The sequence below is a fragment of the Actinomadura sp. J1-007 genome (assembly GCF_009793335.1).
Classification (GTDB): Bacteria; Actinomycetota; Actinomycetes; order Streptosporangiales; family Streptosporangiaceae; genus Spirillospora; species Spirillospora yumaensis.
This window is the reverse complement of record NZ_WING01000001.1, coordinates 5,957,835-5,980,274: the sequence shown is the minus strand read 5'-3', so window position 1 is coordinate 5,980,274 and position 22,440 is coordinate 5,957,835. Positions and strand designations below refer to the sequence as shown.

At 71.8% G+C, this 22,440-nt stretch carries 26 protein-coding genes and 2 tRNA genes; 10 read left to right on the top strand and 18 right to left on the bottom strand.

Translation table 11 applies throughout. The features are described from left to right. Window positions 1-304 precede the first annotated feature (304 nt). Both GEV43_RS54040 and alaS read left to right on the top strand, forming a co-directional pair. Window positions 305-436, top strand: coding sequence for a hypothetical protein (locus GEV43_RS54040; protein WP_302931020.1), 132 nt, complete (start codon window positions 305-307; stop codon window positions 434-436). Next, window positions 423-3,065 carry an alanine--tRNA ligase gene (gene alaS, locus GEV43_RS27205; protein ID WP_160823136.1) on the top strand — a complete coding sequence of 881 codons (2,643 nt, stop codon included), beginning with the start codon at window positions 423-425 and terminating at the stop codon, window positions 3,063-3,065. Before GEV43_RS54040 ends, alaS begins: the two co-directional genes overlap by 14 nt. 103 nt (window positions 3,066-3,168) lie before the next feature. On the opposite strand, the gene GEV43_RS27200 is transcribed toward alaS, so the two are convergent. From GEV43_RS27200 to GEV43_RS27165, 13 genes are all read right to left on the bottom strand, one after another. After that, entirely contained in the window at window positions 3,169-4,209 is a 1,041-nt protein-coding gene (locus GEV43_RS27200; protein WP_160823135.1) for an NAD(P)-dependent alcohol dehydrogenase, read from the bottom strand. 120 nt (window positions 4,210-4,329) lie between these two features. Next, complete coding sequence (locus tag GEV43_RS27195) at window positions 4,330-4,851, bottom strand: GAF domain-containing protein (RefSeq protein ID WP_160823134.1); 522 nt, start codon at window positions 4,849-4,851, stop codon at window positions 4,330-4,332. Window positions 4,852-4,961: 110 nt separating this feature from the next. Then, window positions 4,962-5,807 carry an SDR family oxidoreductase gene (locus GEV43_RS27190; RefSeq protein ID WP_160823133.1) on the bottom strand — a complete coding sequence of 282 codons (846 nt, stop codon included), beginning with the start codon at window positions 5,805-5,807 and terminating at the stop codon, window positions 4,962-4,964. Continuing rightward, complete coding sequence (locus GEV43_RS27185) at window positions 5,804-5,965, bottom strand: hypothetical protein (protein WP_160823132.1); 162 nt, start codon at window positions 5,963-5,965, stop codon at window positions 5,804-5,806. Before GEV43_RS27185 ends, GEV43_RS27190 begins: the two co-directional genes overlap by 4 nt. 430 nt (window positions 5,966-6,395) lie before the next feature. Further along, a complete protein-coding gene (locus GEV43_RS27180; RefSeq protein ID WP_160823131.1) occupies window positions 6,396-7,031 on the bottom strand; it encodes a SagB/ThcOx family dehydrogenase in 636 nt (211 codons plus the stop codon). A gap of 17 nt (window positions 7,032-7,048) precedes the next feature. Beyond that, on the bottom strand, window positions 7,049-7,726 hold the full coding sequence (locus GEV43_RS27175; RefSeq protein WP_160823130.1) for a hypothetical protein: 678 nt from the start codon (window positions 7,724-7,726) through the stop codon (window positions 7,049-7,051). Next, window positions 7,723-8,883, bottom strand: coding sequence for a YcaO-like family protein (locus tag GEV43_RS27170; RefSeq protein WP_160823129.1), 1,161 nt, complete (start codon window positions 8,881-8,883; stop codon window positions 7,723-7,725). The genes GEV43_RS27175 and GEV43_RS27170 overlap by 4 nt, the downstream gene beginning before the upstream one ends. 382 nt (window positions 8,884-9,265) lie before the next feature. Beyond that, on the bottom strand, window positions 9,266-9,394 hold the full coding sequence (locus GEV43_RS54035; protein WP_302931017.1) for a hypothetical protein: 129 nt from the start codon (window positions 9,392-9,394) through the stop codon (window positions 9,266-9,268). A 36-nt stretch (window positions 9,395-9,430) separates the two neighbouring features. Further along, on the bottom strand, window positions 9,431-9,562 hold the full coding sequence (locus GEV43_RS54030; protein ID WP_302931016.1) for a hypothetical protein: 132 nt from the start codon (window positions 9,560-9,562) through the stop codon (window positions 9,431-9,433). A 32-nt stretch (window positions 9,563-9,594) separates the two neighbouring features. Continuing rightward, window positions 9,595-9,726, bottom strand: a complete 132-nt coding sequence (locus GEV43_RS54025) for a hypothetical protein (RefSeq protein WP_302931015.1) — start codon at window positions 9,724-9,726, stop codon at window positions 9,595-9,597. 32 nt (window positions 9,727-9,758) lie between these two features. Next, window positions 9,759-9,884 (bottom strand): hypothetical protein, encoded by a 126-nt coding sequence (locus GEV43_RS54020; RefSeq protein ID WP_302931014.1) that lies wholly within the window; start codon window positions 9,882-9,884, stop codon window positions 9,759-9,761. Window positions 9,885-9,928: 44 nt separating this feature from the next. Continuing rightward, on the bottom strand, window positions 9,929-10,051 hold the full coding sequence (locus tag GEV43_RS54015) for a hypothetical protein (protein ID WP_302931013.1): 123 nt from the start codon (window positions 10,049-10,051) through the stop codon (window positions 9,929-9,931). Between the two features lie 679 nt (window positions 10,052-10,730). Continuing rightward, a tRNA-Pro gene (locus GEV43_RS27165) sits at window positions 10,731-10,804 on the bottom strand. 116 nt (window positions 10,805-10,920) lie between these two features. On the opposite strand from GEV43_RS27165, the gene GEV43_RS27160 reads away from it, so the two are divergent. The 3 genes from GEV43_RS27160 to GEV43_RS27150 all read left to right on the top strand — a co-directional run bounded on the left by GEV43_RS27160 (window position 10,921) and on the right by GEV43_RS27150 (window position 12,981). After that, window positions 10,921-10,994 (top strand) — tRNA-Gly (locus GEV43_RS27160). Between the two features lie 34 nt (window positions 10,995-11,028). Then, the gene (locus GEV43_RS27155; RefSeq protein ID WP_160823128.1) at window positions 11,029-11,727 is read left to right on the top strand and encodes a pentapeptide repeat-containing protein; all 699 of its coding nucleotides are present in this window, start codon (window positions 11,029-11,031) and stop codon (window positions 11,725-11,727) included. Window positions 11,728-11,970: 243 nt separating this feature from the next. After that, window positions 11,971-12,981 carry a serine hydrolase gene (locus tag GEV43_RS27150; RefSeq protein ID WP_160823127.1) on the top strand — a complete coding sequence of 337 codons (1,011 nt, stop codon included), beginning with the start codon at window positions 11,971-11,973 and terminating at the stop codon, window positions 12,979-12,981. 238 nt (window positions 12,982-13,219) lie between these two features. Here GEV43_RS27150 and GEV43_RS27145 read toward each other — a convergent pair whose 3' ends face one another. Then, entirely contained in the window at window positions 13,220-13,786 is a 567-nt protein-coding gene (locus GEV43_RS27145) for a hypothetical protein (protein WP_160823126.1), read from the bottom strand. A 318-nt stretch (window positions 13,787-14,104) separates the two neighbouring features. After that, window positions 14,105-14,488 (bottom strand): helix-turn-helix domain-containing protein, encoded by a 384-nt coding sequence (locus GEV43_RS27140; RefSeq protein ID WP_160823125.1) that lies wholly within the window; start codon window positions 14,486-14,488, stop codon window positions 14,105-14,107. Between the two features lie 144 nt (window positions 14,489-14,632). On the opposite strand from GEV43_RS27140, the gene GEV43_RS27135 reads away from it, so the two are divergent. Then, on the top strand, window positions 14,633-15,355 hold the full coding sequence (locus GEV43_RS27135) for an SDR family oxidoreductase (protein WP_206681302.1): 723 nt from the start codon (window positions 14,633-14,635) through the stop codon (window positions 15,353-15,355). A gap of 581 nt (window positions 15,356-15,936) precedes the next feature. On the opposite strand, the gene GEV43_RS27125 is transcribed toward GEV43_RS27135, so the two are convergent. Beyond that, window positions 15,937-17,118, bottom strand: coding sequence for a 4-hydroxybenzoate 3-monooxygenase (locus GEV43_RS27125; RefSeq protein WP_160823123.1), 1,182 nt, complete (start codon window positions 17,116-17,118; stop codon window positions 15,937-15,939). A 160-nt stretch (window positions 17,119-17,278) separates the two neighbouring features. Here GEV43_RS27125 and GEV43_RS27120 point away from each other — a divergent pair, with 160 nt between their 5' ends. Then, window positions 17,279-17,833: a TetR/AcrR family transcriptional regulator gene (locus GEV43_RS27120; RefSeq protein ID WP_160823122.1), complete on the top strand. Its 555-nt coding sequence runs from the start codon at window positions 17,279-17,281 to the stop codon at window positions 17,831-17,833. Between the two features lie 84 nt (window positions 17,834-17,917). Here GEV43_RS27120 and GEV43_RS27115 read toward each other — a convergent pair whose 3' ends face one another. Further along, window positions 17,918-18,718 carry a Tn3 family transposase gene (locus GEV43_RS27115; RefSeq protein ID WP_160823121.1) on the bottom strand — a complete coding sequence of 267 codons (801 nt, stop codon included), beginning with the start codon at window positions 18,716-18,718 and terminating at the stop codon, window positions 17,918-17,920. Window positions 18,719-19,498: 780 nt separating this feature from the next. Here GEV43_RS27115 and GEV43_RS27110 point away from each other — a divergent pair. Continuing rightward, entirely contained in the window at window positions 19,499-20,056 is a 558-nt protein-coding gene (locus GEV43_RS27110; RefSeq protein ID WP_160823120.1) for a dihydrofolate reductase family protein, read from the top strand. A 622-nt stretch (window positions 20,057-20,678) separates the two neighbouring features. Here the strand turns inward: GEV43_RS27110 and GEV43_RS27105 are convergent. Then, complete coding sequence (locus tag GEV43_RS27105; protein ID WP_160823119.1) at window positions 20,679-21,308, bottom strand: LUD domain-containing protein; 630 nt, start codon at window positions 21,306-21,308, stop codon at window positions 20,679-20,681. Window positions 21,309-21,475: 167 nt separating this feature from the next. On the opposite strand from GEV43_RS27105, the gene GEV43_RS51145 reads away from it, so the two are divergent. Both GEV43_RS51145 and GEV43_RS51140 read left to right on the top strand, forming a co-directional pair. Further along, window positions 21,476-21,907, top strand: coding sequence for a sigma factor (locus tag GEV43_RS51145; RefSeq protein WP_241683054.1), 432 nt, complete (start codon window positions 21,476-21,478; stop codon window positions 21,905-21,907). Further along, complete coding sequence (locus GEV43_RS51140) at window positions 21,904-22,431, top strand: sigma factor-like helix-turn-helix DNA-binding protein (protein ID WP_241683888.1); 528 nt, start codon at window positions 21,904-21,906, stop codon at window positions 22,429-22,431. The genes GEV43_RS51145 and GEV43_RS51140 overlap by 4 nt, the downstream gene beginning before the upstream one ends. Window positions 22,432-22,440 lie beyond the last annotated feature (9 nt).

Below are 22,440 nucleotides of genomic sequence, written 5' to 3'. Positions count from 1 at the left end.
CGTCCGCCGTCCTCGCCGTCGCCCTGCCCGTCGCGGTCGGCGCCGCGCCTGCGGCGCGCGGCCCTTCTCCGGCCCCTCGAACGGTCGGTCCTCCGGTCGCGACCGGAGCGGGGGGTGCGTTCAACGTTCACGAGCCCAGATCACTGGCACCGGGTGAACGCCGTGCGAACACGGCGTGAACGGCGCACGGCGGAGCACCGAGCGCGGACCGGTCCCCGCGCCGCCTACGGCGCCCGCGCCGCCGGGGGGTCGCCGCCCGTTTAACCGGATGCCGCGGCGGGGCGGCGCCGGGTAGCGTGTCGTGATGGCCTTCTACGAGGTGGGACGGCGAGCTAGCCGCGCCGAGCCGGGGAACGAGCGTTCGTTCTCGGCCCGGTTCGGCGGCGTGCTCCGTCATCCCATCGACCTCGTGAGGCCGTCCCATGCGCTCTGCTGACATCCGTTCGACGTTCTTCGACTTCTTCCGCGAGCGCGGCCACCGCGCCGTGCCGTCCAGCCCGCTCGTCCCGGACGACCCGACGCTGCTGCTGACGAACGCGGGCATGAACCAGTTCAAGCCGTACCTCCTCGGCGAGACCGAGCCGCCGCACCCGCGCGCCGTGACGGTCCAGAAGTGCGCGCGCACCTCCGACATCGAGAACGTGGGCCGTACGACCCGGCACACGACGTTCTTCGAGATGCTCGGCAACTTCTCGTTCGGCGACTACTTCAAGGCGGAGGCGATCGCCTGGTCGTGGGAGCTGTTCACGCGCCACTTCGGCCTGGACCCCGCGCGCCTGTGGGTGACGGTCTACCTCGACGACGACGAGGCCGAGCGCCTGTGGCGGCGCGCGGGCGTCCCGGCGGACCGGATCCAGCGGCTCGGCATGGCCGACAACTACTGGTCGATGGGCGTCCCCGGCCCCTGCGGGCCGTCGTCCGAGCTGCACTACGACCGGGGCCCGGCGTACGGGCGCGAGGGCGGCCCGGCGGTGGACGGCGAGCGCTACCAGGAGCTGTGGAACCTCGTCTTCATGCAGAACGTCCGCGGCGAGGGCGCGGGCAAGGACGATTACCCGATCCTCGGCGAGCTGCCCGCGCGCAACATCGACACCGGCCTCGGCCTGGACCGGCTCGCGGCGATCCTCCAGGACGCCGACAACGTGTGCGAGACCGACCTCGTTCTGCCGACGCTGCTGCGCGTCCAGGAACTCGCGGGCCGCCCGTACCCGGGGCGGGACGGGAGCGAGGAGTCCGTCTCGTTCCGCGTCGTGGCCGAGCACGCGCGGTCGGTCTCGTTCCTCGTCGCCGACGGCGTGCTGCCCGCGCGCGACGGACGGGGGTACGTGCTGCGGCGGCTGATGCGGCGCGCCGTACGCCACGCGCGCCTGCTCGGCGTCGACGGGCCCGTCCTGCCGGAGCTGACCGCGAGCGTCGTCGCCAACCTCGGCGCGGCGTGGCCCGAGCTGAACGAGCGGCGCGACCTGATCCGCCGGGTCGTGTCGGCGGAGGAGGAGGGCTTCGACCGGACGTTGCGGCAGGGCTCGCGCATCCTGGAGTCGGCGATCGGGCGCGCGCGCCGCGAGGGCTCGGGGACCGTGCCGGGCCGGACGGCGTTCGAGCTGCACGACACCTATGGGTTCCCGGTGGACCTGACGCTGGACGCGGCGCGTTCGGCGGGCCTCACGGTGGACGAGGGCGCGTTCGCTGCGCTCCTGGACGAGCAGCGCCGCCAGGCGCGCGACGCGGAACGGGGCAGGAAGGGCTCGGCGGTCGCGCGCCGCGACGTGTACCGGCGGATCGGCGCGGAGCACGGGCTCACCGAGTTCGTCGGCTACGGAACGACCGCCGCGGAGGCGCGGCTCGTGGCGCTGCTGGACGGCGCGGGCCGGACGTCCGCGGCCGTCGAGGGCGACGAGATCGAGGTGTTCCTCGACCGCAGCCCGTTCTACGCGGAGGCGGGCGGCCAGGTCGGCGACACCGGCACGCTGCGCGCCGCGAACGGCGCGACGCTCGACGTCCTCGACACGCGTCCGGGGCTCGACGGCCTGCACGTCCACACGGCGCGCGTCACGTCCGGCGAGGTCCGCGCCGGGGAACGGGTGGAGGCGGTGGTCGACGCCGAACGCCGCGCGGCGACGGCGCGTTCGCACAGCGCGACGCACGTCCTGCACGCGATGCTGCGGCGCGTCCTCGGCGAGCACGCGGGGCAGCGCGGGTCGCGGGTGGAGCCGGGCAGGCTGCGGTTCGACTTCGCGCACTTCTCCCACGTCTCCCCCGCCGAGCTGCGCACCGTCCAGACGCTCGTGAACGACTACCTCCTGGACGATCCGGAGGTGCGCGTGTGGGAGACGAGCCGTTCCGAGGCGGAACGGGCGGGCGCGGTCGCGCTGTTCGGCGAGAGGTACGGCGACAGCGTCAGGATCGTCGACATCGGCGACGCGTCGCGCGAACTCTGCGGAGGCACGCACGTCGGGCACGGCGCGGCGGCGGGCCCCGTCCACATCCTCGGCGAGTCGTCCATCGGGACGGGGCTGCGCCGCGTCGAGGCGCTCACCGGCCCCGACGCGCTGCGCCACCACGACCACGAGCGGACGCTGCTGAACGAGCTGGCCGGCCTCCTCGACGTCCCGCCGGACCAGGCGCCCGAACGGCTCCGGCAGCGGATCGACGCCCTCGCGGAGGCGCAGCGGGCGCTGGCGGAGCTGCGCCGCTCCGAACTCGACGCGCGCGCACGCGAACTGGCTTCGGCGGGCGAACCGCTCGGCGGTGCGTGGCTGGTCGCGGCGGCCGTCCCGGACGTGGGCCCGGACGAGCTCCGTCCCCTCGCGGCGCGCACCCTGGCGTCCCGTCCGGGCCCCGGCGCGGTCGTGCTCGGAACGACCGCGAACGGCAAGGCGATGCTCGTGGCGACGCTCAGCCCCGGGACGCGGGTCGAGGCACGCGACCTGCTGTCCGACGCGGCGAAGGCGGTCGGGGGCGGAGCAGGCGGCAAGGGCACGACCGCGAACGCGGGCGGCCGCCACCCCGAACGCCTGGCCGAAGCGATCGGCCAGGCGGCGAAAGCGGCCCGCGACCTGCTCTGAGCCCGCCGGGGCGGCCCTTCCAGGGCCGCCCCGGCCCGTCGTTCACCGAGCCCCGCGCAGCCTCCGGGGCCGCTCCGACCGCCCGTCGTTCACCCAGGCCCCCTCAGGCGGAGGGGACGATCACGGCCCGGCCGTCGATCTCGCCCGCGTGCAGCCGCTCGTACGCCTTCGGGGCCTCGTCGATCGTGTACGTCTCGACATGGACGTCCACGGCGCCGGTCCGGGCGAGGTCGAGCACCTCCATCAGCTCGGCGCGGCTGCCCCAGTAGGGAGCCCGCACCGCCGCGTCGTAGGCGGTGACGCCGAACTGCACCTGCGCGACGCCGCCGCCGATCCCCACGATCGCGACGTCCGCCTCGACCCCCGCGACCGCCGTCGCCATCGCCACGGTCGGCGGGACGCCCACGAAGTCGAAGACCGCCTGCGCGCCGAGCCCGCCGGTCAGCTCCCGGATCCTCGCCGGGGCGGCGGCGTCCGACAGCACGGTCTCGTGGGCGCCGACCGTCCGGGCCAGTTCGAGCTTCTCCTCCGAGACGTCGACCGCGATCACCCGTACGGCGCTGAGCGCCCGCAGCAGCTGGACGCCCACGTGCCCGAGCCCGCCCGATCCGATCACCACGGCGGCGCCGCCCGGCGTCAGCTTCGGCAGCGCGCCCTTGATCGCGTGGTACGGCGTCAGCCCCGCGTCCGTCAGCGGAACGTTCCGCACGGGGTCCAGGTCGCCCAGCGGCACGAGGTGCCTCGGGTCGTCGACCAGGAGGTACTCGGCGATCGCGCCCGGCGCGCCCAGCCCCGGAGGCCGGATGCCGAGCGCTTCGGCGCGCAGGCAGTAGTTCTCCTTGCCCTGCGCGCACAGGTGGCACGTCCCGCAGCCCCACGGCCCGTACACGGCGACGGACTCGCCGATCTCCAGGCCCTTGACGCCGTCCCCCACGGCCGCGACCGTTCCCGCGCCCTCGTGCCCGAGCGTCAGCGGGAGGGGGAACGGGAGCTGCTCCGCGGGCCAGCTCATCACCGCGATGTCCGAGTGGCACACCCCGGCCGCCGTGACCTTCAGCAGCACCTCTCCGGGGCCGGGCTCCGGCTCGGGCACCGTGACGACCTCCGGCGCCGCCCCGACCCGCCGATACTGAACGGCCTTCATCTCTCCCCCTGGTGCGCCTCGGGCATCACCTCTCGCTCAATACCCCCCTTTACCAGCGCACACTCCCCCAGGTACGGCAGGATCCGCCCAGAGCACGCGCCGTTCCCGGACGCGGGCCGCCTACGCGCCGTCCGCCTGGAGCAGGAGGCTCGCGCGCCGGGCCACCGCCGTCAGGAGCCGCCGGTCGGCGCTCAGCACGCTGTCGGGCGTCCGATAGTGCAGGGAGAAGACCCCCAGGATCTCCCCGCCGGGACCGGTCAGCGGCACGGACTGGACGGCGCGCGCGCCCGCCTGGAGCATCACCTCGCGGCCCTCCGTCCCCGCGAAGACGGCGCTGGACGCGACATCCGAGACCACGACCGCCTTGCCCTTGAGCATGGCCTGCCCGCACGCGCTCGTCGTGTCGTCCACGACCTCGAAGTAGTCCAGGAACGCGTCGGAGAACCCGCGCTGCGCGGCGATCCGGAGCCCCCGCGCCTCGGGGTCGAGGAGCTGGACGTTGCCCATCGCGGCCTTGCTGTAGCGCAGCGCGGTGTCCAGCGCGTCGTTGACCAGCGACACCCGGTCGGCGCGGTGGCCGCTGCCGGCGTTCAGGAACCTGGGGCGCGGCCCCCTGCCGCGCTCGGTGACCGGCTCGTCCATGGCGGGTTCTCCTCGGGGTTCAAACACCATCTCGAACTCCGACGAACGGTACCCGCGGCGCTGACCCTCCGGTCACGGCACCCGCCGCGCCCCCCGTCCGGCGGGCCGGGTCACCCCTCCCGCCAGCGCGCCGAGGTCAGCGACTCGGCGGCCTGCGGCCCCATGATCCCCAGGCCGCCGTCCACGAACAGCGACGCGCCGGTGATGTACGAGGCCGACGGCCCGGCCAGGAACGCGACGGCCGCCGCGACCTCGCGGGCGTCCCCCGGACGCGCCGGCGGGTACCCCGGCCGGCTGTCCGGCTCCGGCGGCTCGTCCTCCTGCCCCGTCATCGGGGTGGCGATCTCGCCGGGGGCGACGGTGTTGACCGTGATGCCGTACCGGGACAGCTCCAGCGCGAGGACGCGCGCGAGCATCCGCAGCCCGCCCTTCGCCGCGCAGTACGGCCCCGCGCCGAGGAGCGGGTACTCCTCGTGCACGCTCGTCACGTTGACGATGCGCCCGCCGGCCCCGCGGCCGATCATCCGCCGGGCGGCGCGCTGGGCGCACAGGAACGCGCCGTCCAGATCGACCGCCAGCACCGTCCGCCACTCGTCGTAGTCCATGTCGACGAGCGGGCGGGAACTACCGGTGCCGGCGTTGTTGACCAGGACGCCGAGGCCGCCGAGCTCGTCGGCCAGCTCGTCCACCACGCCCGCCGCGGCGGGCGGGTCCGCCAGGTCGTGCCGCCGTACCGCCGCGCGGCCCCCGGCCTCCGCCACCTCCTCGGCGGTCCGCTCGGCGCCCCGTTCGTCCCGGTGGTAGGTGATCCCGACGTCGAACCCCTGCGCGGCGAGCGCCGCCGCGGTCGCCCGCCCGATCCCCGAATCCGCGCCCGTGACGACGGCGACGCGGTCGTAGTCGGCCCGTACGGTGGACGGCCGCGGCGCCTCGGCCGCGTCCCCGCTGCGGCTCACTCCGCCGTACGGGGCGTGCGCTCGGCCTCGCCCGGCTCGACCTTGACCCCGGCGATCGGGTCGCCCTCCCGCGTGCCGTCGCCGCCGTCGGGGATGTCGTAGCCCTCCGCGGCGCTCCCGCTGCCGAGCACGGCGCGCTCGTGCGGCAGGTCCTCCATGCCCGAGCTGGCCCCGGCGCCCGTGCCCGGGTCCTGCCCGAACGGCCGCCCTTCCGGTCTGCGGAATCACTCATGATCTCCCTTTCGTCCGGCTGTCGGTCTCGCTCGTTGTTGCCCCACGGACGGCACGTAACCACCGCCGCCCCCGCCTAGACCGGATCTTGACGCCGAACCCACCGCCCCGTACTCCCGAAACCCCAGGTCAGCGCCCCGTTCGCCCCCGACTGAGACCGCAGCCGCCTTGATGTCACGCGCGCCGGTGCCTCCACCCCACGCCCCGTCCCCGCCCTCCCAAGGCCCGGACGCCACCGGACTGGCTCGCATCCCGCGCACGAGGACCGAGACCGCGACCGGCCGGACGACCGCGCTTCCGCAGTCCCCCGCCCGTGGACCGCCGAGCACCGGCGTGCGGCGCGATCCCGACCGTTGTTCAGGCCGGGGGGTCGGCGGGGAAGGCGTGGAGTCCGGCGGGGATGAGGCGGGGGTCCGGCCGGTCGCCGGGCAGGCCGGCGCCGAGCAGGTGCGTGGGGGTGCGGGTGAGGTTGTCGATGCGGAGGTGGGCGGCCAGGGCGGTGTCGTGGTCGGCGGCGATCTGGAACGGCGCGAGGCCGAGGGCGGTGGCGGTCAGGGCGAAGGTCTGGCCGAGGTGTCCGGCGCTCAGGAGCGTGACGCGGTAGGAACGGGGGTCGGGGTTGTGGCGCATGGGTGCGCGCAGGTCGGCGGCGAGCACGACGAGGAAGGCGGCGTCGGCGACCCAGTCCTGCCCGGCGCAGGCGGCGGTGACGGTCTGGCGGGTGCAGCCCTCGGTGCGCAGTTCCAGGCTGTGCTGGATCGGGTTGTAGTGGTACCAGCCCGGTTCGATGTCCTCGACGTTGTAGAGGGCCAGGTAGGCGGAGTGTTCCTGGAGGGCGCCCGGTGACGGGCTGGTGCGCAGGGCCAGAGTGCCGTGCGGGCCAGCGTCGAGGAAGGCGGTGGGGCCGAACACCGTGGCCAGCAGCGTCGCCAGGGTCTCCAGCGGGACGGGGTCGGGGGCGAAGGCGTAGTGGGTGCGGCGCCGGTACAGCACCCGCCCGAACGGCTCGTTCAGATCGGGCAGCGGGCGGGGCAGCAGGACGCGGTCGGCCTCGGGATGGCTGTGGAACAGCGGTGCCGGGACCGCCGCGGCACGCGCGTCCGCATCGGAGCCGTCACCGGTTCGGCCGCCGTTCCCGGTGGCGCGGGCGTCGGCGTCGCGGCCGGGATCGGGCGCGGTGGTGTGCTCGGGGCCCGATGGCGGGGATGGCGGCGGGGGCGGGGTGAAGTCCTGGGTCGTGTAGTGCAGGAACGGGGCCTGGGGCCCCAGGGTGCCCAGCGCGCGGCCAGGTCGGCGTCGCGGGCGGCGCGTTCGGTGTGCTCGGCGAGCAGCAGTCCGCCTTCCCGCAGCCGCCGCACCGTCTCGGTGAACTCGTCACCGGGCCCGCGGGCGGGCTCGTGGCCGGCGCCGTCGAGCATCCGGCGGGCCTGCCCCGGGGTGGTCCAGTCGGTGAAGGCGGCCAGGACCGTGGCGGCCGGGCCGTCCAGCGCCACCGGGTGGCCGTGCGGGTAGGGGTGGGCGGTGAACACTCCGGCCGGCGTCCAGTAGCAGACCACGCACCGGGCCCGCCGCAGTCGCGCCCGCTCGGCTCCTGCCGGCTCCGGCCCCGGCGCCGGATCACCGGCGTCGCGTCCGGCAGGCACGCTGAGGGGTTCGCCGGTGGGTGTGTCGGTGCGGGGAGAGGTCACGCCTGCTCCCCTCGGTACGCCGACCTGGTCGGGACGGCACCGGACGCGGAGGCGAGGGTTTTGGCGCGGGGGCCTGGGATGACGAGCATGCCGTCGGTGACCAGCCAGAAGCGTTCCAAGCCGGGGACGAAGGCGTGGACGACGGTGATCCCGCCCGGCAGGATCGCGGAGACCCGGTGGTAGGGGCGGTGTCCGGCCGCGGTGAGCAGCCCGGTCAGCTCGCGCAGTTGCTCGGGCAGCGTGCGGGACGGCCGGTCCCCCGGATCCTCGTCGCGGAACGGGACGCGGGGGGCGCGGGTGAGATGGTCGCGCAGGTCCAGGCGGGCGGCGGCGCGCAACGCCGGATAACGCTCCAGCCCCTGCATCGACGGGGTGACGCGTGGGCCCGGGAAGGCGCGTTCACCTAGCTGGCGCTGGGCGAGTTCGGCCAGGGCGCGCCAGGCGGCGTAGGCCGGTGACAGGGACGCCCCGGCACCGATGCGTCCCTCGGTGCAGGCCGCGTTGTGGGTGTAGGCGATGAAGGCGGGCACGCCGATGTCGGTGGTCACCTCGACCAGGTGGACCGGGCTGCCCGACAGGGCGCGCAGGGCGTGGTGGGCGGCGGCGAGCTGGGCGGGCAGCGTCTCGGGGTCGATCACCCGCAGCCACCGGGTGTCGCGGTGGACGAACAGGCGGGCCAGCAGCAGCGACACCGCGTCCCGTTCGATGGTCTCGTTCAGCGCGTGCACCAGCGCCTCGGCCCGGTTCACGCCGATCGCCGAGCCGCTGTTCCAGCTGTAGCGGGCCAGCGCCCGGTAGTCGGTGCCGTCCCCGGCCATCTGGCGCAGCTCGGGCCGGTCGAAATACCAGGTGCCCGCCAGTACCAGCGGCACCGCCAACGACCCGGCCGTCTCCTGCGCACCGTCCTCGGAAGGCGACCCGTTCGGCCCGTGAACGGGCGCGCCGCTGCCCGGCCCGGAACCGGGCGGGAGTACGGCGTGGATCGGGGTGTAGTCGTGGCACGCCACCGTCCCGGCGGCGGCCAGCGCCGGGGCACACGCTTCGGCGGCCAAGGGCCCGGCCGCCAGGTCCTCCCCCGAGCGCATCGTCACCCGCGCCGGGTCGAAGCACGCCGGACCGGAGAAATGGTGCTCCAGCGCCTCGAACAACGCTCCCACCCGCGCCTCGTCCGCAGCGCCCTTCCCCGCCCCTGGGCCCAGTCGGAGACCTGCGCTCCGTCCGCGTCCAGCAGCCGACATGACCACAGCTCCAAACCACCGTGGTCACCCAGCCGACGCAGCTCCGGCCGCCATCCCAGCGTCTCCAGCGCGGCACGCGCACTGCGCTCCGCGCCTTCCAACGACATCGCCCGCTCCACCCACGCCCCCGTCACCGCCCGCACGGCCGGCGAGGGGCCCGGAGCCGTACCCGGCCGCACGGCCGCGCCGACCGGCCCGGCGTTCACCTGTTCCACCCGACACTCCCTTTGAACACGGCCGCAGTCCCGACCCGGCGGACGCGAGCGGCGCTCACGCCCGCCAGGAACACCGGCCTCACGAGTCAGTGCTCATCGCTGTCACGCGTCTGCTCGTCCAGCTCGCGCCGCTCGGATTCGCTCAGCTCCTGCCGCGCGGCATCCAACGTCTTCGCGTGGTCGTAGGGCAACGCGCTGTATCCCATGTCGTTCACCTCCCTCCCGCATCGCTCGACGGCGACCGGAGCGACTCAGCGCTCCTGAACCGTCGGGGTCTGCTCGTCCAGCTCGCGCTGCTCGGCCTCGCTCAGCTCCTGCCCTGCGGCCTCCAACGACTCGGCGTGATCCCAGGTGGACGGGTACTCGCCTCCCATGACGTTCACCTCCCTCCTCGATCGCTCAGGCGGCGCGCGGCTCAGCGCTCCTCAGCGGCCTGCGTCTGCTCGTCCAGCTCGCGCCGCTCGGACTCGCTCAGCTCCTGCTGCGCGGCCTCCAACGACTCGGCGTGGTCGTACAGGGTGCTCCATAGCGCTCCCAGGACGTTCACCTCCCTCCTCGATCGCTCAGGCGCCGCTCCGCTCAGCGCTCCTCAGCGGCCTGCGTCTGCTCGTCCAGCTCGCGCTGCTCGGATTCGCTCAGCTCCTGCTGTGCGGCCTCCAGCGTCTTCGCGTGGTCGAAATAGTCCGCGACGACTTCGCTGCCCATGGCCTGACCTCCCTCCCGCATCTCGTGGCGGGGCGCCGCTCCGCTCAGCGCTCCTCAGCGGCCTGCGTCTGCTCGTCCAGGTCACGCTGCTCGGCCTCGCTCAGCTCCTGCCGTGCGGCATCCAGCGACTCGGCGTGATCCCAGGTGGACGGGTAATCGCCTCCCATGACGTTCACCTCCCTTCCGCATCCCGTGGCGGCGGCTCGGCTCAGCGCTCATGCGACGGCGGTGACGGCTCGCCCAGCCCACGCCGTTCGGCCGCGCTCAACTCCTGCCGCGCGGCCTCCAGCGACTCGGCGTGACCGTACGGCCCGACGCCCGCTCCCAGAGCTCGGCTTCCCCGAACCAGATGGCCACGGAACGTAATTACCTGAACACGTAGAGTTAAACGATGAGACACGGCCAGTCCGTTCTTCCCTCAACGGAACCCGCCGTCGGGCAAGTCTTCACTCCCACCGCAGACCGGAAGCCGACCTGCTGGTTTCGGCGTCTACCGGGGGCCCGCGGACCAGGTCACACCACCGGGCGAACTGAACCGAGAGCAGCGCGCCCAGTGACCCCGCCCCATGTCACCGGTCGGTGCGGGGCAAGGAGATCGCCATGTGACCGCCGGGCGCGATCGCGGTGCGCGGCCGGTGACCCCGGCGCCGCCCCCGACCGGGAACCACAGCGCCGACGACAGCACTACGAGTCCGTTCGGTACAGCGAGCGGCACAGTGTCCACGCTCGCCCGTACCGTTGTTGGACGAGCTGCCCGCGTGTCCATAGGAGACGGCGCGGAACATCGTCTCCCCAGCCGCTACCCCTCTCCCACGCATGGGAGGCGTAGACGCCGTGCGACCTCGGTCGGGCTGGCGGGATTTGAACCCACGACCCCTGGCACCCAAAGCCAGTGCGCTACCAAACTGCGCCACAGCCCGTGTCGCGTGAAGTGTAGTGCGGATCAGCCCCGTTCGCCGCGTTCCACGACCACCCTCGAAACCCTGTACGCTACGGGATGGCGTTCGAGGGATCCATGATCCCCTCGTACACGCGCGCGGGCGTAGCTCAATGGTAGAGCCCCAGTCTTCCAAACTGGCTACGCGGGTTCGATTCCCGTCGCCCGCTCCACGTCTTCCAGGTCAGAGTCCTGATCACTCCGGTGATGGTCTCCACGAGCATGCCGTACGGACCCAGCGGAGCGTTCTCGGACCCGGCTGGCGGGCAGCGCCGGGCGGCCCGCCGCTACCACGCCACCCGCACCACCGGAACCGCCCCCGCCGTGCCGCCCGCACCCGACCCACGCGAGGAACACCAGGTCCGCCTCACCGCCCAACGTCTCCTGTCCACCCACCTACGCCCCGACGCCGAACATCACTGGGCCGACATCTCCCTGGATCTGACCGGCGCCACCCTCACCGACTTCGTGCTCACCGGCTGCCATCTCCACAACGCCGACTTCACCAACACCGTCTTCACCGGCTTCGCAGGGTTCCAGGAGGCGGCCTTCTCCGGTGACACTCGGTTCAGTCGGACCACCTTCTCCGGTGACGCCCAGTTTCGCGGTGTGACCTTCGGTGACTTCACTTGGTTCACCGGTGCAGTCTCTTCCGGCCACGCCGGATTCGGCGATGGGCCCTTCTCCGGCGTCGCTGCGTTCGCCTATGCGGCCTTCTCCTATGACGCTGGGTTCGGCGGTGCAGCCTTCTCCGGTGACGCCCGGTTCGGCGGTGGAACGACGAGCAGCCGCGGGACGCATCGGCAGCGATCGAACCGCTACACCGTTCGCGTCCCCGGGGTCTGCCCTTGGCTCCGTACACCGACAACAGCCGCCGTTGAGCCGGGGGCCTGGCCGCGGTGGTAGGGGTAACTCCCGTAGCGATCTGGGAGTGTGCCTGGTCGCGGGCCGGTGGAGGCCGGAAATAGCGTTCCGCGCATGACTTCGACTCTGCGTAGGCGCCTGGCTGTGGCGTTCGGTGTCGCTGCGCTGCTCGCCTGTGATGCGGTCCCGGCTGCCGCCCGGCCCGGCGGTCCCTCCGCTGTGGCGCGGTTGCGGCAGGACGCCGAGGCGATCCGCGCTCTGGGGGTCAGTGGTGTGCAGGCCCGCATGGTCGGTCCTGACGGTCGGCAGTGGGTCGCCACCAGCGGTACCGCCGACCTGGACACCGGCCGCCCGGTCTCGTCCAACGGCTACTTCCGCATGGCCAGCACGTCCAAGACGCTGGTGGCCGCGGTGGTTCTCCAGCTAGAGGCCGAGGGCGGGCTGTCGCTGAACGACACCGTCGCCCACTGGCTGCCGGGGGTGGTGCGCGGCAACGGCAACGACGGCAGCCGGATCACTGTTCGCCATCTGCTCCGGCACACCAGCGGGATCCGCGACGACCTGCCCGGCTACACCACGCCGGAGGAGTACTACCGGCAGCGCCACGACGTCTACAGCCCCGAGCAGCTGATCGAACGCGCCATGGCCCACACGCCGAACTTCCCGCCCGGCAAGGGCTGGGCGTACTCCAACACCGGCTACGTCCTGCTCGACATGATCATCCAGAAGGCCACCGGCCGGCCCGCCCACCGGGAGATCGAAGACCGGATCCTGCGCCCGCTCGGCCTCGCCCGAACCCGGTGGGGCGGCACCTCGCAGACCCTGCCCCGGCCGCACGCCCGGGCCTACCAGTTGTTCGGTCCGGGTGCCCGGGTGGACGTCACCGAACAGGTACCGGTGGACTACCAGAACCTTTCGTGGGTCACCACCACGCGGGACCAGAACCGCATCTTCCGTGCGCTGCTCGCGGGCCGGCTGCTGCCGGCGCGGCAACTGGCCGAGATGAAGCGGACCGTCCCGGTGAGCGCGGAGGTCCAGCGGCTGTGGCCCGGCGGCCGCTACGGCCTCGGCCTGGTCGAACGCCCCCTGACCTGCGGAGGCACCTACTGGAGCCACGAGGGCGGGGACGGCGGCTACATCACCCTCAACGGTGTCACCGACGACGGCGGGCGCACCGCCGTGGTCTCCATGTCCGAGGCGCGCGGCGACACCTTCGAGCACATCAAGGAGCAGGAGGAAACGGCCAGCGCCCTGATCGACCACGCACTGTGCGCCGAAGGCCCCAGCACCCCATAAACCCCCAGCCGCCATGAACCGAGCCGCCGCCACACCGGCGAGGATGGCCCCTCCCACAGCGGGCAGGCGCACGGGAGGGCCCCAGGGAGCATGATGCCGTCAGAACGGCGGATCGTCGGCGTAACCCTCCGGCGGGGCCGTCTTGGTCTTCGGTCGCCGGCGGGAGCGCCCGGTCGCTCGGGCCGGTGTCGTCGGCGTGGTGGTCGTCATCCGGTTCGTATGGGGGGTGTTCATGGCGTCATCCTGCCCGCTCGTGGGTCTTGGCGAAGTGGGCGCGCAGGCCCGGGTCCGCGCAGATCCACCGTTTGACGGCCGCGAGGATGCGGCGGGCCTTCTGCGAGCCCTGGGGGACGGACGCCTGCCCGCCGTTGTACCGGTAGGCGGTGTTGTGGAGCACGGTCGCATCCGGCTTGCCCTGGTGGATGTCCAGGCACACGTTCACGGCGCGGCGCAGCGGCCGGGCGCGGGCGCCGGGCGAGGTGGGGGTCAGGCCGGGGTCGAGGGCGCGGAGGTAGGCGACGAACGCCGTACGGTGCGCGGAGGCGACGTACTCCCACGTCTCCCGACTCGGCACCCCTGGCTTGCCGTCCGGGCCCGCGACCGCGGTCTCCGGCTTCGCGGACGCGGACGGTTTCGTCTCCGGCTTGCCGCCGTCGTCGTCCAGGGCGGCGCCGATCCCGCCGACCACCAGGACGACGCCGACGGCCGCGGCGATGACCAGGCCCCGGCGTTTCCCGGCGCCCTGCCGGGGACCGCGCGGGCCGGGCATCGGCGGCCCGGGGAACGGTCCGGGCGCGCCCGGCATCCACGGACCCGGCGGCCCCGGAGGAGGCGGCGGCGGTCGCGGGCTCGCCCTTGGTGCGAACAAACGTTCGGTCTGGGGTGCTGGGTCGTGTTGCCAGGTTGGCTCATCGTGATCACGGCCGCGGCTTCCGGACGTCTCACCCGGCTCAGTGGACCGTTGAGAAACGGTCTTGGGCTCAACGGCTGGTTCCGTCCGTGTCTCTGAGCAACCTTTGTTGCCGAGCACCCTTCGTTGTCGGCTTGTTGCCGGTGGGTCGATCGCGGCGGACCAGTAGCCACCGGTGCCCGCCCTGCTCGCGGCCGGTGCCGGGGCGATCGGTCACTGTTGGGCGGGTTGGCTCGCATTGGCCGTAGCGGGCGCCTGGTGGGCTGCCCTGGCGGTGTGGACCTCGGCCGCATGTTCGCCGATCCAGGTCATCAGTCCGTGCAGGAGCTGGGTGAGGCCGTCGCCGAGTTCGGTCAGCCCGTAGCTGACCGTCGGCGGTGTCGTTGGATGCACCGTACGGATGACCAAGCCGTCGTGCACCAGCGTGCGCAGTGTCTGGGACAGCATCTTCTCGCTGACGCCCTCGATCTTGGTGTGCAGTTCGGAGAACCGCAGCGGCCCGTCGCGCAGGGCGGCCAGAATCAGCGTGGCCCAGCGGCTGGTGACATGGTCGAGCACCGCGCGGGCTGGGCAGTCGACATGAAATACGTCACTCATCGTCCGTGTCGGCCTCTCCCTGTCTGGACACCGTCATCGGGCTCCGAAGCTTACTCCGAGGTACGTACTTACGAAAGGTTAGCCACGTTCCGTACGTTCAGCCAGGACAGCCCGACACGGAGGTGGCACATGGAACGAACCGCTTTGATCACCGGCGCGAGTCGCGGGATCGGCGCCGCGACCGCGGCCCGGCTGGGCGGCTGCGGATTTCACGTGATCGTCAACTACCGCAGCGACGAGAGCGCGGCGCGTGCGGTGGTTCAGGAGATCGAGAAGGTCGGCGGCACGGCCGAGGCCATCCAGGCCGACGTGCGCGAGCCGGCCGAGGTGGCCAGGCTCGTCGCCGCCGCCACCCGGATCGATCTGCTGGTGTGCAACGCCAACATCGCGCCCACCTTCGCCCCGCTGAGCATGATGAGCTGGGCGGACTTCGCCGGAAAGGTCACCGGCGAGCTGGCGGCCGTCTTCCACGTCACCCAGCGGGTGCTCGAGCTGATGCGCGAGCAGCGGTCCGGGCAGATCGTGTACGTCTCCAGCGTGGTCGCCGATATGACCATGCCGAACGCGATCTCGCACGCCACCGCGAAGGCCGCGCTCAACACCTTCGCCCGGCAGGTCGCGGCCGAGGCCGGCCACTATGGCGTCACCGCCAACACCATCGCCCCCGGCATGGTGCGCACCGAGGCGAGCAGCGCGGCGCGCACCCCCGACAGCGAGGCGCGCTTCGCCAAGAACTCCGTACTCGGCCGGATCACCGAACCCGACGATGTCGCGGCACTCATCACCACGATCGCCGAAGGCGGATTCCACGCCGTCTCCGGCGCGCACATCCCGATCGACGGCGGATTCCAGATGTTGAACGGCTAGCAAGCCGGAGGACTTCGTGCTGGAGACCGTCTACTGGGACGCTGGTACCGCGCGGCTCCTGCCCCGCCTGCTGCGCGGCCGGACCTGGGGCCCGGTGTTCGTCACCCACCGCCGCCCCGGTCCGGGAAGGTCGTCAACCCGCGCGACGTATGCCGGACACCGGTCTGGCCCGCCTCTCCTACGGCCAGGCCCGTGCACTGCTGGATGAGCACACGGCTGTGCGGGGCCGGGGATCGGCTGGGACCTGCACAAGTATCGCCCTTCCGCTCTGTCCCATCTGGGGAGCAGGGGGCGTCGCTGCTGAGGCTGATGGCGGAGTCGAGGCACAAGAAGCTGGCGAACGTGCGCCGATACTTCAAGCCCTCTGCATAGGCGATCGCGGAATTGACCAGTCTGCTCGCTCCGGGATGCAGCAGCGGTTGAAGCTGCGCCACCGAACTGTCACGGCATGGTGTTCATGAGCTCCTGCGGGGGCTGGAACGGGTTTTCCCGTTCCAGCCCCCGCAGGTGCTGGTGGCAGAGGTTGAAGGTCCGGGTGCTCAGACCTGCGACCTCTGCTCACTCGGCCAGGAGGTGGGGGCTCAGTTCAGGCCGGTGAGGAACTCGCCGAAGAGCCGGTTGGCGGTCTCGGAGTCGTAGAGGCGTTCGAACTCGGCGCGTGCGAGGCTGCGCCGGAACTCGCCGTGGTAGGAGACGTCTCCCGCGTCGTGCATGAGGTCGGTGAACCACGCGGCGTACGCCTGGTAGTTCCACACGTGCTTCAGGCAGGTGGCGGAGTACGCCTCCAGCGGGCCCGCGTCCTGCTCCTTGACCTGCTTCAGAACCGCCGCCGCGAACACGTCGGCGTCGTGCAGGGCCAGGTTCATGCCCTTGGCGCTCATGGGCGGCACGATGTGCGCGGCGTCACCGAGCAGGTACAGGCGGCCGTAGCTCATCGGGGCGTGGACAACACTGCGCAGCGGCACCAGCGTCTTGCTGGTGATGGGGCCCTTCGCGGTGACCGGTTCGCCGAAGCGTGCCTCGATCTCGTCCCAGATCCGGTCGTCCGTCCACTCCTGGACGGAGGTGTCCAGCGGGCACTGGAGGTAGAAGCGGCTGGCCTGCGGGCCGCGGGCGAACTGGCCGGCGAACCCCCGGTCGTGGATCGCCATCATGGACTGGTGGTTGGCGGGGGCGTCGGCCAGTACGGTCAGCCAGGCGTACCCGTACTCGTGGGACTGGCGGGTGAGGACGTTGTCGGGGATGCTCGCCCGGCTGACGCCGTGGTCTCCGTCGCAGCCGGCGATGAAGTCGCAGGTGATGGCTCGCGTCGCGCCCGTGCTGTCGCGGTAGCGCACCCGCGGCCGGGGGCCGGTGATGTCCTCCAGTTCGACGTCCTCGGCTCCGAAGCGGAGATCGCCGCCGTCGCTGACGAAGACGTCGATGAGGTTGCGCACGAGGACCTGCTGGGGGCAGAAGCGTCCGTCGACGTGGTCGTCGGTCACGTACCGGAAGGGCCGCGTCTCGCCGTCGACGCGGAAGTTCAGCACCGGCGCGAAGGGGGCGCCGCCCAGGACCCGGTCCTCCAGGCCCCACTCGCGGAACATGCGCGCGGCCCTGGGGTCGATGACGCCCGCGCGCTGGCGCTGCTCGACGTACTCGCGGCTGTGCCGCTCCAGTACCACGCAGTCGATCCCGCTGCGCAGGAGGAAGTTGCCGAGGGCGAGGCCGGCGACACCCGATCCCACGATCACGACAGTGGTGTTCTCGTCCGTCACGGACATGGATGGTGCTCCTTAGTGCTTTGGTCACGGCCCCTGACAGGGCCGTCGCGTCGCGCCGAAGCCGCGCGTTTGGCGCGCCGGGCGCGGCGGCATACCCTTAAGCGAAGTCTTCACTACGCATCATACGTAGTGGCCACTACGTTTGCAAAAGAGGTCCGGTATGCGCCGCGATGGAGCCGCCAACAGGGAGAAGGTCCTGCTGGCCGCCGAGCATGTGTTCGCCGAGAAGGGGGCCGCCGCCTCCACCGAGGAGGTCGCGCAGCGGGCCGGGGTCAGCATCGCCACCGTCTTCCGGAACTTCGCCACCAAGCAGGACCTCATCGAGGCCACCGCGTGCCGCTACCTGGAGAAGCTGACCGCCCAGGCGCTGGCGCTCGCCGACAGCCGGGACCCCGGGAAAGCCTTCGCCTCCCTGATGAGGACCCTCGCGGCGGCCGGGCCGGTGAAGATGACCCTGCTGGATCTGCTGCCCCCGCACGACGACGACGGCCAGGGCCTGTCCCGGCCGGTCACCGAGGCGGCCGACGCCTTCCGCGCGGCCCTCGACGGCGCACTCCACCGCGCCCAGGCCGCCGGCGCCGCACGCCCCGACGTCACCGGCGACGACGTCTCCCTCCTCCTGCGCGCCCTCGCACACGCCACCGACCTCAGCGAAGGCGAGGCACTCGACCGGGCCGTAGGCATCGTCCTCGACGGCCTCGGCGTACCGCGCTGACACCTGACCCCTTCCGTCCGGCCTGGCCCGCGCGCCCGGCCCGATAGGGATGCACCGTCCGGCGCCAGCCCCACCATTGCCCCGTCACAGCTGCTCCACGGCGGTCTTGTCGCGCAGGAGCCGCAGGCCACCGGGCAGGTCGGGGAGCTGGAAGGAGTACCGGCCGAGCACGTTGATGTGATGTCGCGCGAACGGGGAGACCCGTTCGGGACCCCCGTCCCGGACCTCGAAGCCGTCGCTCCGGAGCTGGGTGACGGCGGCGTCCATGCAGCGGGTGTTGAACAGTACGAGTGCGTTGAGGACCAGGCCCAGCACGCCGATCTGGTCCTCCATGCCGTCCTGGTAGCGCTGGTAGAGCTGCCCTGCCCGGCTGTGGAAGATCTTCCGGGCGAACGCGTGGCGGCCTTCCTGGACGTTGGCCTGCACCTTGATCTGGCGGTGCCTATCCGGGCTCGTCGGCCAAGCGCAGGATGTGCAGGGTTTCGCGATCCGCCTGTAGTGCGCGATCGCGTCGCCAAGCGGGATGGGGCGACCGTCGCGGGACAGCATCCGGATGACGTCGTAGGCGCGGACGGCTCCGGTGCGGATGGAGCCGATGATCCGCGGGATGCCCTCCCAGCGCCGCTCGATCCGGACCAGGTCGACCCGGCCACGGGCGGCGTCCTGGAAGGCGCCGTAGTCGGCCGTGCGGTCGATGCGCCACATCCCCTGGTCCGGCAGGTCCGTGAGCTGCGGAGCGTAGGCGAACCCGGCCAGGGTGAGAAAGCCGAACACGATGTCGCTGTAGCTCGCGGTTTCGGGGACGATCATCTCCGGGCGCTTGCCGCCGTCGCGCTTGTAGAGGACGTCCGGCACGTACAGCGAGTCGCGCGGGATGCCAGCCACGACCTACCCACCGAGGGGACACGTTCGGGAGTAGGACGCCGGCTAGGTTCCGGCCCGCCCTGCCGTCTCGCGCGCGTGCGCGCGTGGGCGCGCGTGCGCGTGGGCGCGACTCCAGAAACTCCAGAAAGTCCCGTACGCGGGCGCGCGTCGGCGTGTCCCGAAACTCCCGAAAGCCTGGCTTGAGGTACCGGGGTGGCATGGGGTGGGCGGCGTTCGTCCCGTCCCGTCCCGGTACGCCCGACGACAGGAATGGGCCGTCCGTCGCGGCGGCCGTGGCGAGTTCAACGCGACGCATCGCCGTTGCTCGTCGGCGACTTGTGAGAGCTTCGAGACGCCCTCACACGCACGCGCGCGTGGGGCCCGAAGAACACGACGTCACGACATCGCGTTGTCGCACAGCGCAAGGCCCGCCGCGAGTATGAGAACCGTGTCAACGCCCTCCCCACGGCTACGAGCGGACCGTGTTCGTTCTCACCGATAACCGCTGTACCGATGTTCCTTGTTACGCCAATTGCAGCCGATGCGGATACGCGACACCGGGCGTGGCCGGTGCGTGGTTGGCGGTGGTACGTGGCCCTGGGCTGGGGGCAGCCACCCGGACCGTTGTGGCGGGAGGAGGAGGCTTCCTACTGCGAGTGAAGAGTGTTGATGGCGTGGAGCGCGATGAGTTTTGGGGGGAACGGGTGGTCTGAGTGTGTGTGAGTGACCAACCGCCGAGCACGAGCTGATCGAGCGGTGGACGCCGGGATCGTCCCGGGAAGAAACGCAGGGAGGCACCAAATGCGGAAGTTGATTCTGGGATTTTATGTCTCGCTCGACGGTAAGAGCGCTGACGGGGACAACGGGATTCGGGACGTCATGATGAGCATCGACGATCCTGAGCAGGAGGAGTATTTCGTCAGTCGGCTGTGGGAGGCAGGGGCCTTCCTCATGGGCCGCAACACCTACGAGATCATGGCCGGATACTGGCCCGGCTCCGACCACCCGTCCGCCCGGGCGATGAATGAGATCCCCAAGGTCGTGTTCTCCCGCACGCTCAAGACCGCCGACGATTGGCCCGAGACCCGGATCGTCGGCGGTGACACGGCGGAAGAGATCGCCAAGCTCAAAGCCGAGCCCGGCAAGGACCTCGTCGCCGCCGGCGGCACCGCGTTCATGCACTCCCTGATCAAGCTCGGCGTGGTCGACGAGTACCGGCTGTGGGTGCTGCCCGCCGCCACCGGCAAGGGCGCGCCGCTGTTCCCCGAACTGGACCGGGCTCTGAACCTGCGCTTGGTGAACAGCAAGGCCTTCCCGTCCGGAATCCTCGAACTCGTGTACGCGCCGGCCGACAAGTAAGCAAGTAAGCAAGACCCAGCCGGCGAAGCACAGCCGCGGTCGCACCCGGGGCAGGCGCCTGCCCCGGCGCCGAGACATTCCGAGCAGTAGCCGATAGATGGCTCCCAAACTCACCAACATTTCGACCCCGGCCAGATAACCAACCGGCTCAGAACCACGCCAACAAACGGCTCCGCTTCTAACGAGGTTTTAGGTGTGATGTTGTCGGGGTCGTCGGGGTGGGCTCGGCGATGTAGGCCGGGTTATGAGGTATCCGCAAGGCGGTGGGTTGACCGCTCAGCGGCGGGGCTGGTGATGCGGGCGGGGTTGGGCAGCGGAGTTCGCGCGGCGGCCGCTAGGAGTTGAAGGTGGGGACGGCCTGTTGGGCCAGGGTCCGGATGCTGGCGTGGGGACGGTTGGCCGCCTGCTGACCGGCCGACGGCGTGGCCCATCGGCCGGGGTGGGGAATGCGGATCGTGCTGGCGGCGGCCTGGTGGTCCTTGTCGGCACAGCAGGCATAACTCGGCATCTCTGGCGTTGTGGGGACGGTATCCATGGGTTTCCTCCAAGGATGTGATGCCGAGGCGGGGCGTCGCTAGCGACGCCCCGCCTCATTTGCGCCCGGACGCGGGAATGCCTTCGTTCAGAAGCCGATGGCTTCTCGGAGCAGTAGGACGGTGCCGCGTCCAGGGATGTATTCCGCGTTGAGGATGAGGAGGCGGTTGATGGCGCTGGGCCATCCGTGGACCTTCTGGGTGCGGGCGTTTTCCAGCGGGAGGCAGTGGTCCTCGACGCGGCGCAGGGCGGTGTCCAGGTCGGGGACGACCTTCTGCGCGCCGGCGATCCAGATCGAGCGGGCGGCGCCGCCGGCGTGGCCGGGCAGTTGGCTGCCGCTGCCCGAGGCGATCACGAGGGAGCCGGTCTCGGTGACCGCGTGGACGCTGCTGACGATGACGTCGGGGGTGGCGCCCAGCCGCCGGATCTCGTCCATCTGGGTGGCACGGTCCATGGCCAGCATGCGCGGCTTGACGGCCTCGTACCGTTCGCCGGCGTTGATGTCCTCGTCGATGCCCGACTGGCGGAGCGTCTCGCTGGCCCCGGTGAACACGCTGGCGCCCTCGGGGATCAGCTCCTTGACGCGGGTACGCGCGGCGGCGGCGTCATCGAGGATCTCGACGGTGAAGCCGTGCGCGGCCAGCGCGGCGGCCGCCCGCTCCAGGCGCTGCGCGGGCGCCGGGACGGCGAACGAGGTTTCCGGGATTGAGGTGGTCATGATGCCCCCTGGGGTCGCTGTCGGCTGACGATGTGTCGGTCTCATCCGTTCGACAACGCAGCCCCCGGAATGTCAGGCGACGCCTCGTTGGCACCATCGGCCTGGCATCCGGCACGCTGTCCTGCCGAACGGTGAGGACGGACACGACCAAAGGAGACGTCGGCACCATGACCACCCCATCCAGGCCGGACACCGCCGACGCGGGAAGCGGCCGGCCCGATCCGGGCCTGGACGCGATCATGAGCGAGCGGCGGCATCTGATCAATCTCGCCTACCGGCTGCTGGGCTCGCTGTCCGAGGCCGAGGACGCCGTCCAGGAGACCTACGCCCGCTGGTACGCCATGTCGCGGCGGCAGCGGGAGACCATCGAGGTTCCCGGCGCCTGGCTGACCACGGTCGCCAGCCGCGTCTGCCTCAACCTCCTCGGCTCGGCCCGCGCCCGCCGCGAAACCTACGTGGGCGAATGGGTCCCGAGCCACTGCCCGGACACACCGAGTGGATCAGCGGACGCACCGGCGGCGCCGCCCTCGACCCCGCCGAACGCGTCACCCTGGACGAATCGATCAACCTGGCGTTCCTGGTCGTGCTCGAAGCGATGACCCCCGCCGAACGCGTCGCGTTCATTCTGCACGACGTCTTCTGCCACCCGTTCACCGACATCGCCGACATCCTCGGCCGCACCCCCGCGGCCTGCCGCCAACTGGCCTCCTCAGCCCGCCGCCGCGTCCGCGCCGCACGCCCCAGCACCACTCCCGCCACGGCCCGAAGCGCCGACGTCATCAGAGACTTCAAACAGGCTTGGGAAGCCAAGGACATCACCGCCCTCGTCGGCCTGCTCGACCCCGACGCCACCGCCACCGGCGACGGCGGCGGCCTGGCCACCACCTTCCTGCACCCCATCCACGGCGACGAGCAGATCGCGCACGCCTGGGCCGAGATCGCCCGCCGCAAGCCCGGCAACATGACCTTCCTGGAACGCACCGTCAACGGCCAGCCCGGCCTCGTCGCCGAACAGGACGGCGCCATCGTCACCGTGTTCGCCTTCGACATCACCGACGACCGCATCAAGCACATCTGGGTCGTACGCAATCCCGAGAAGCTCCGCCACTGGGCGACGGGCTGACGCCGGCCC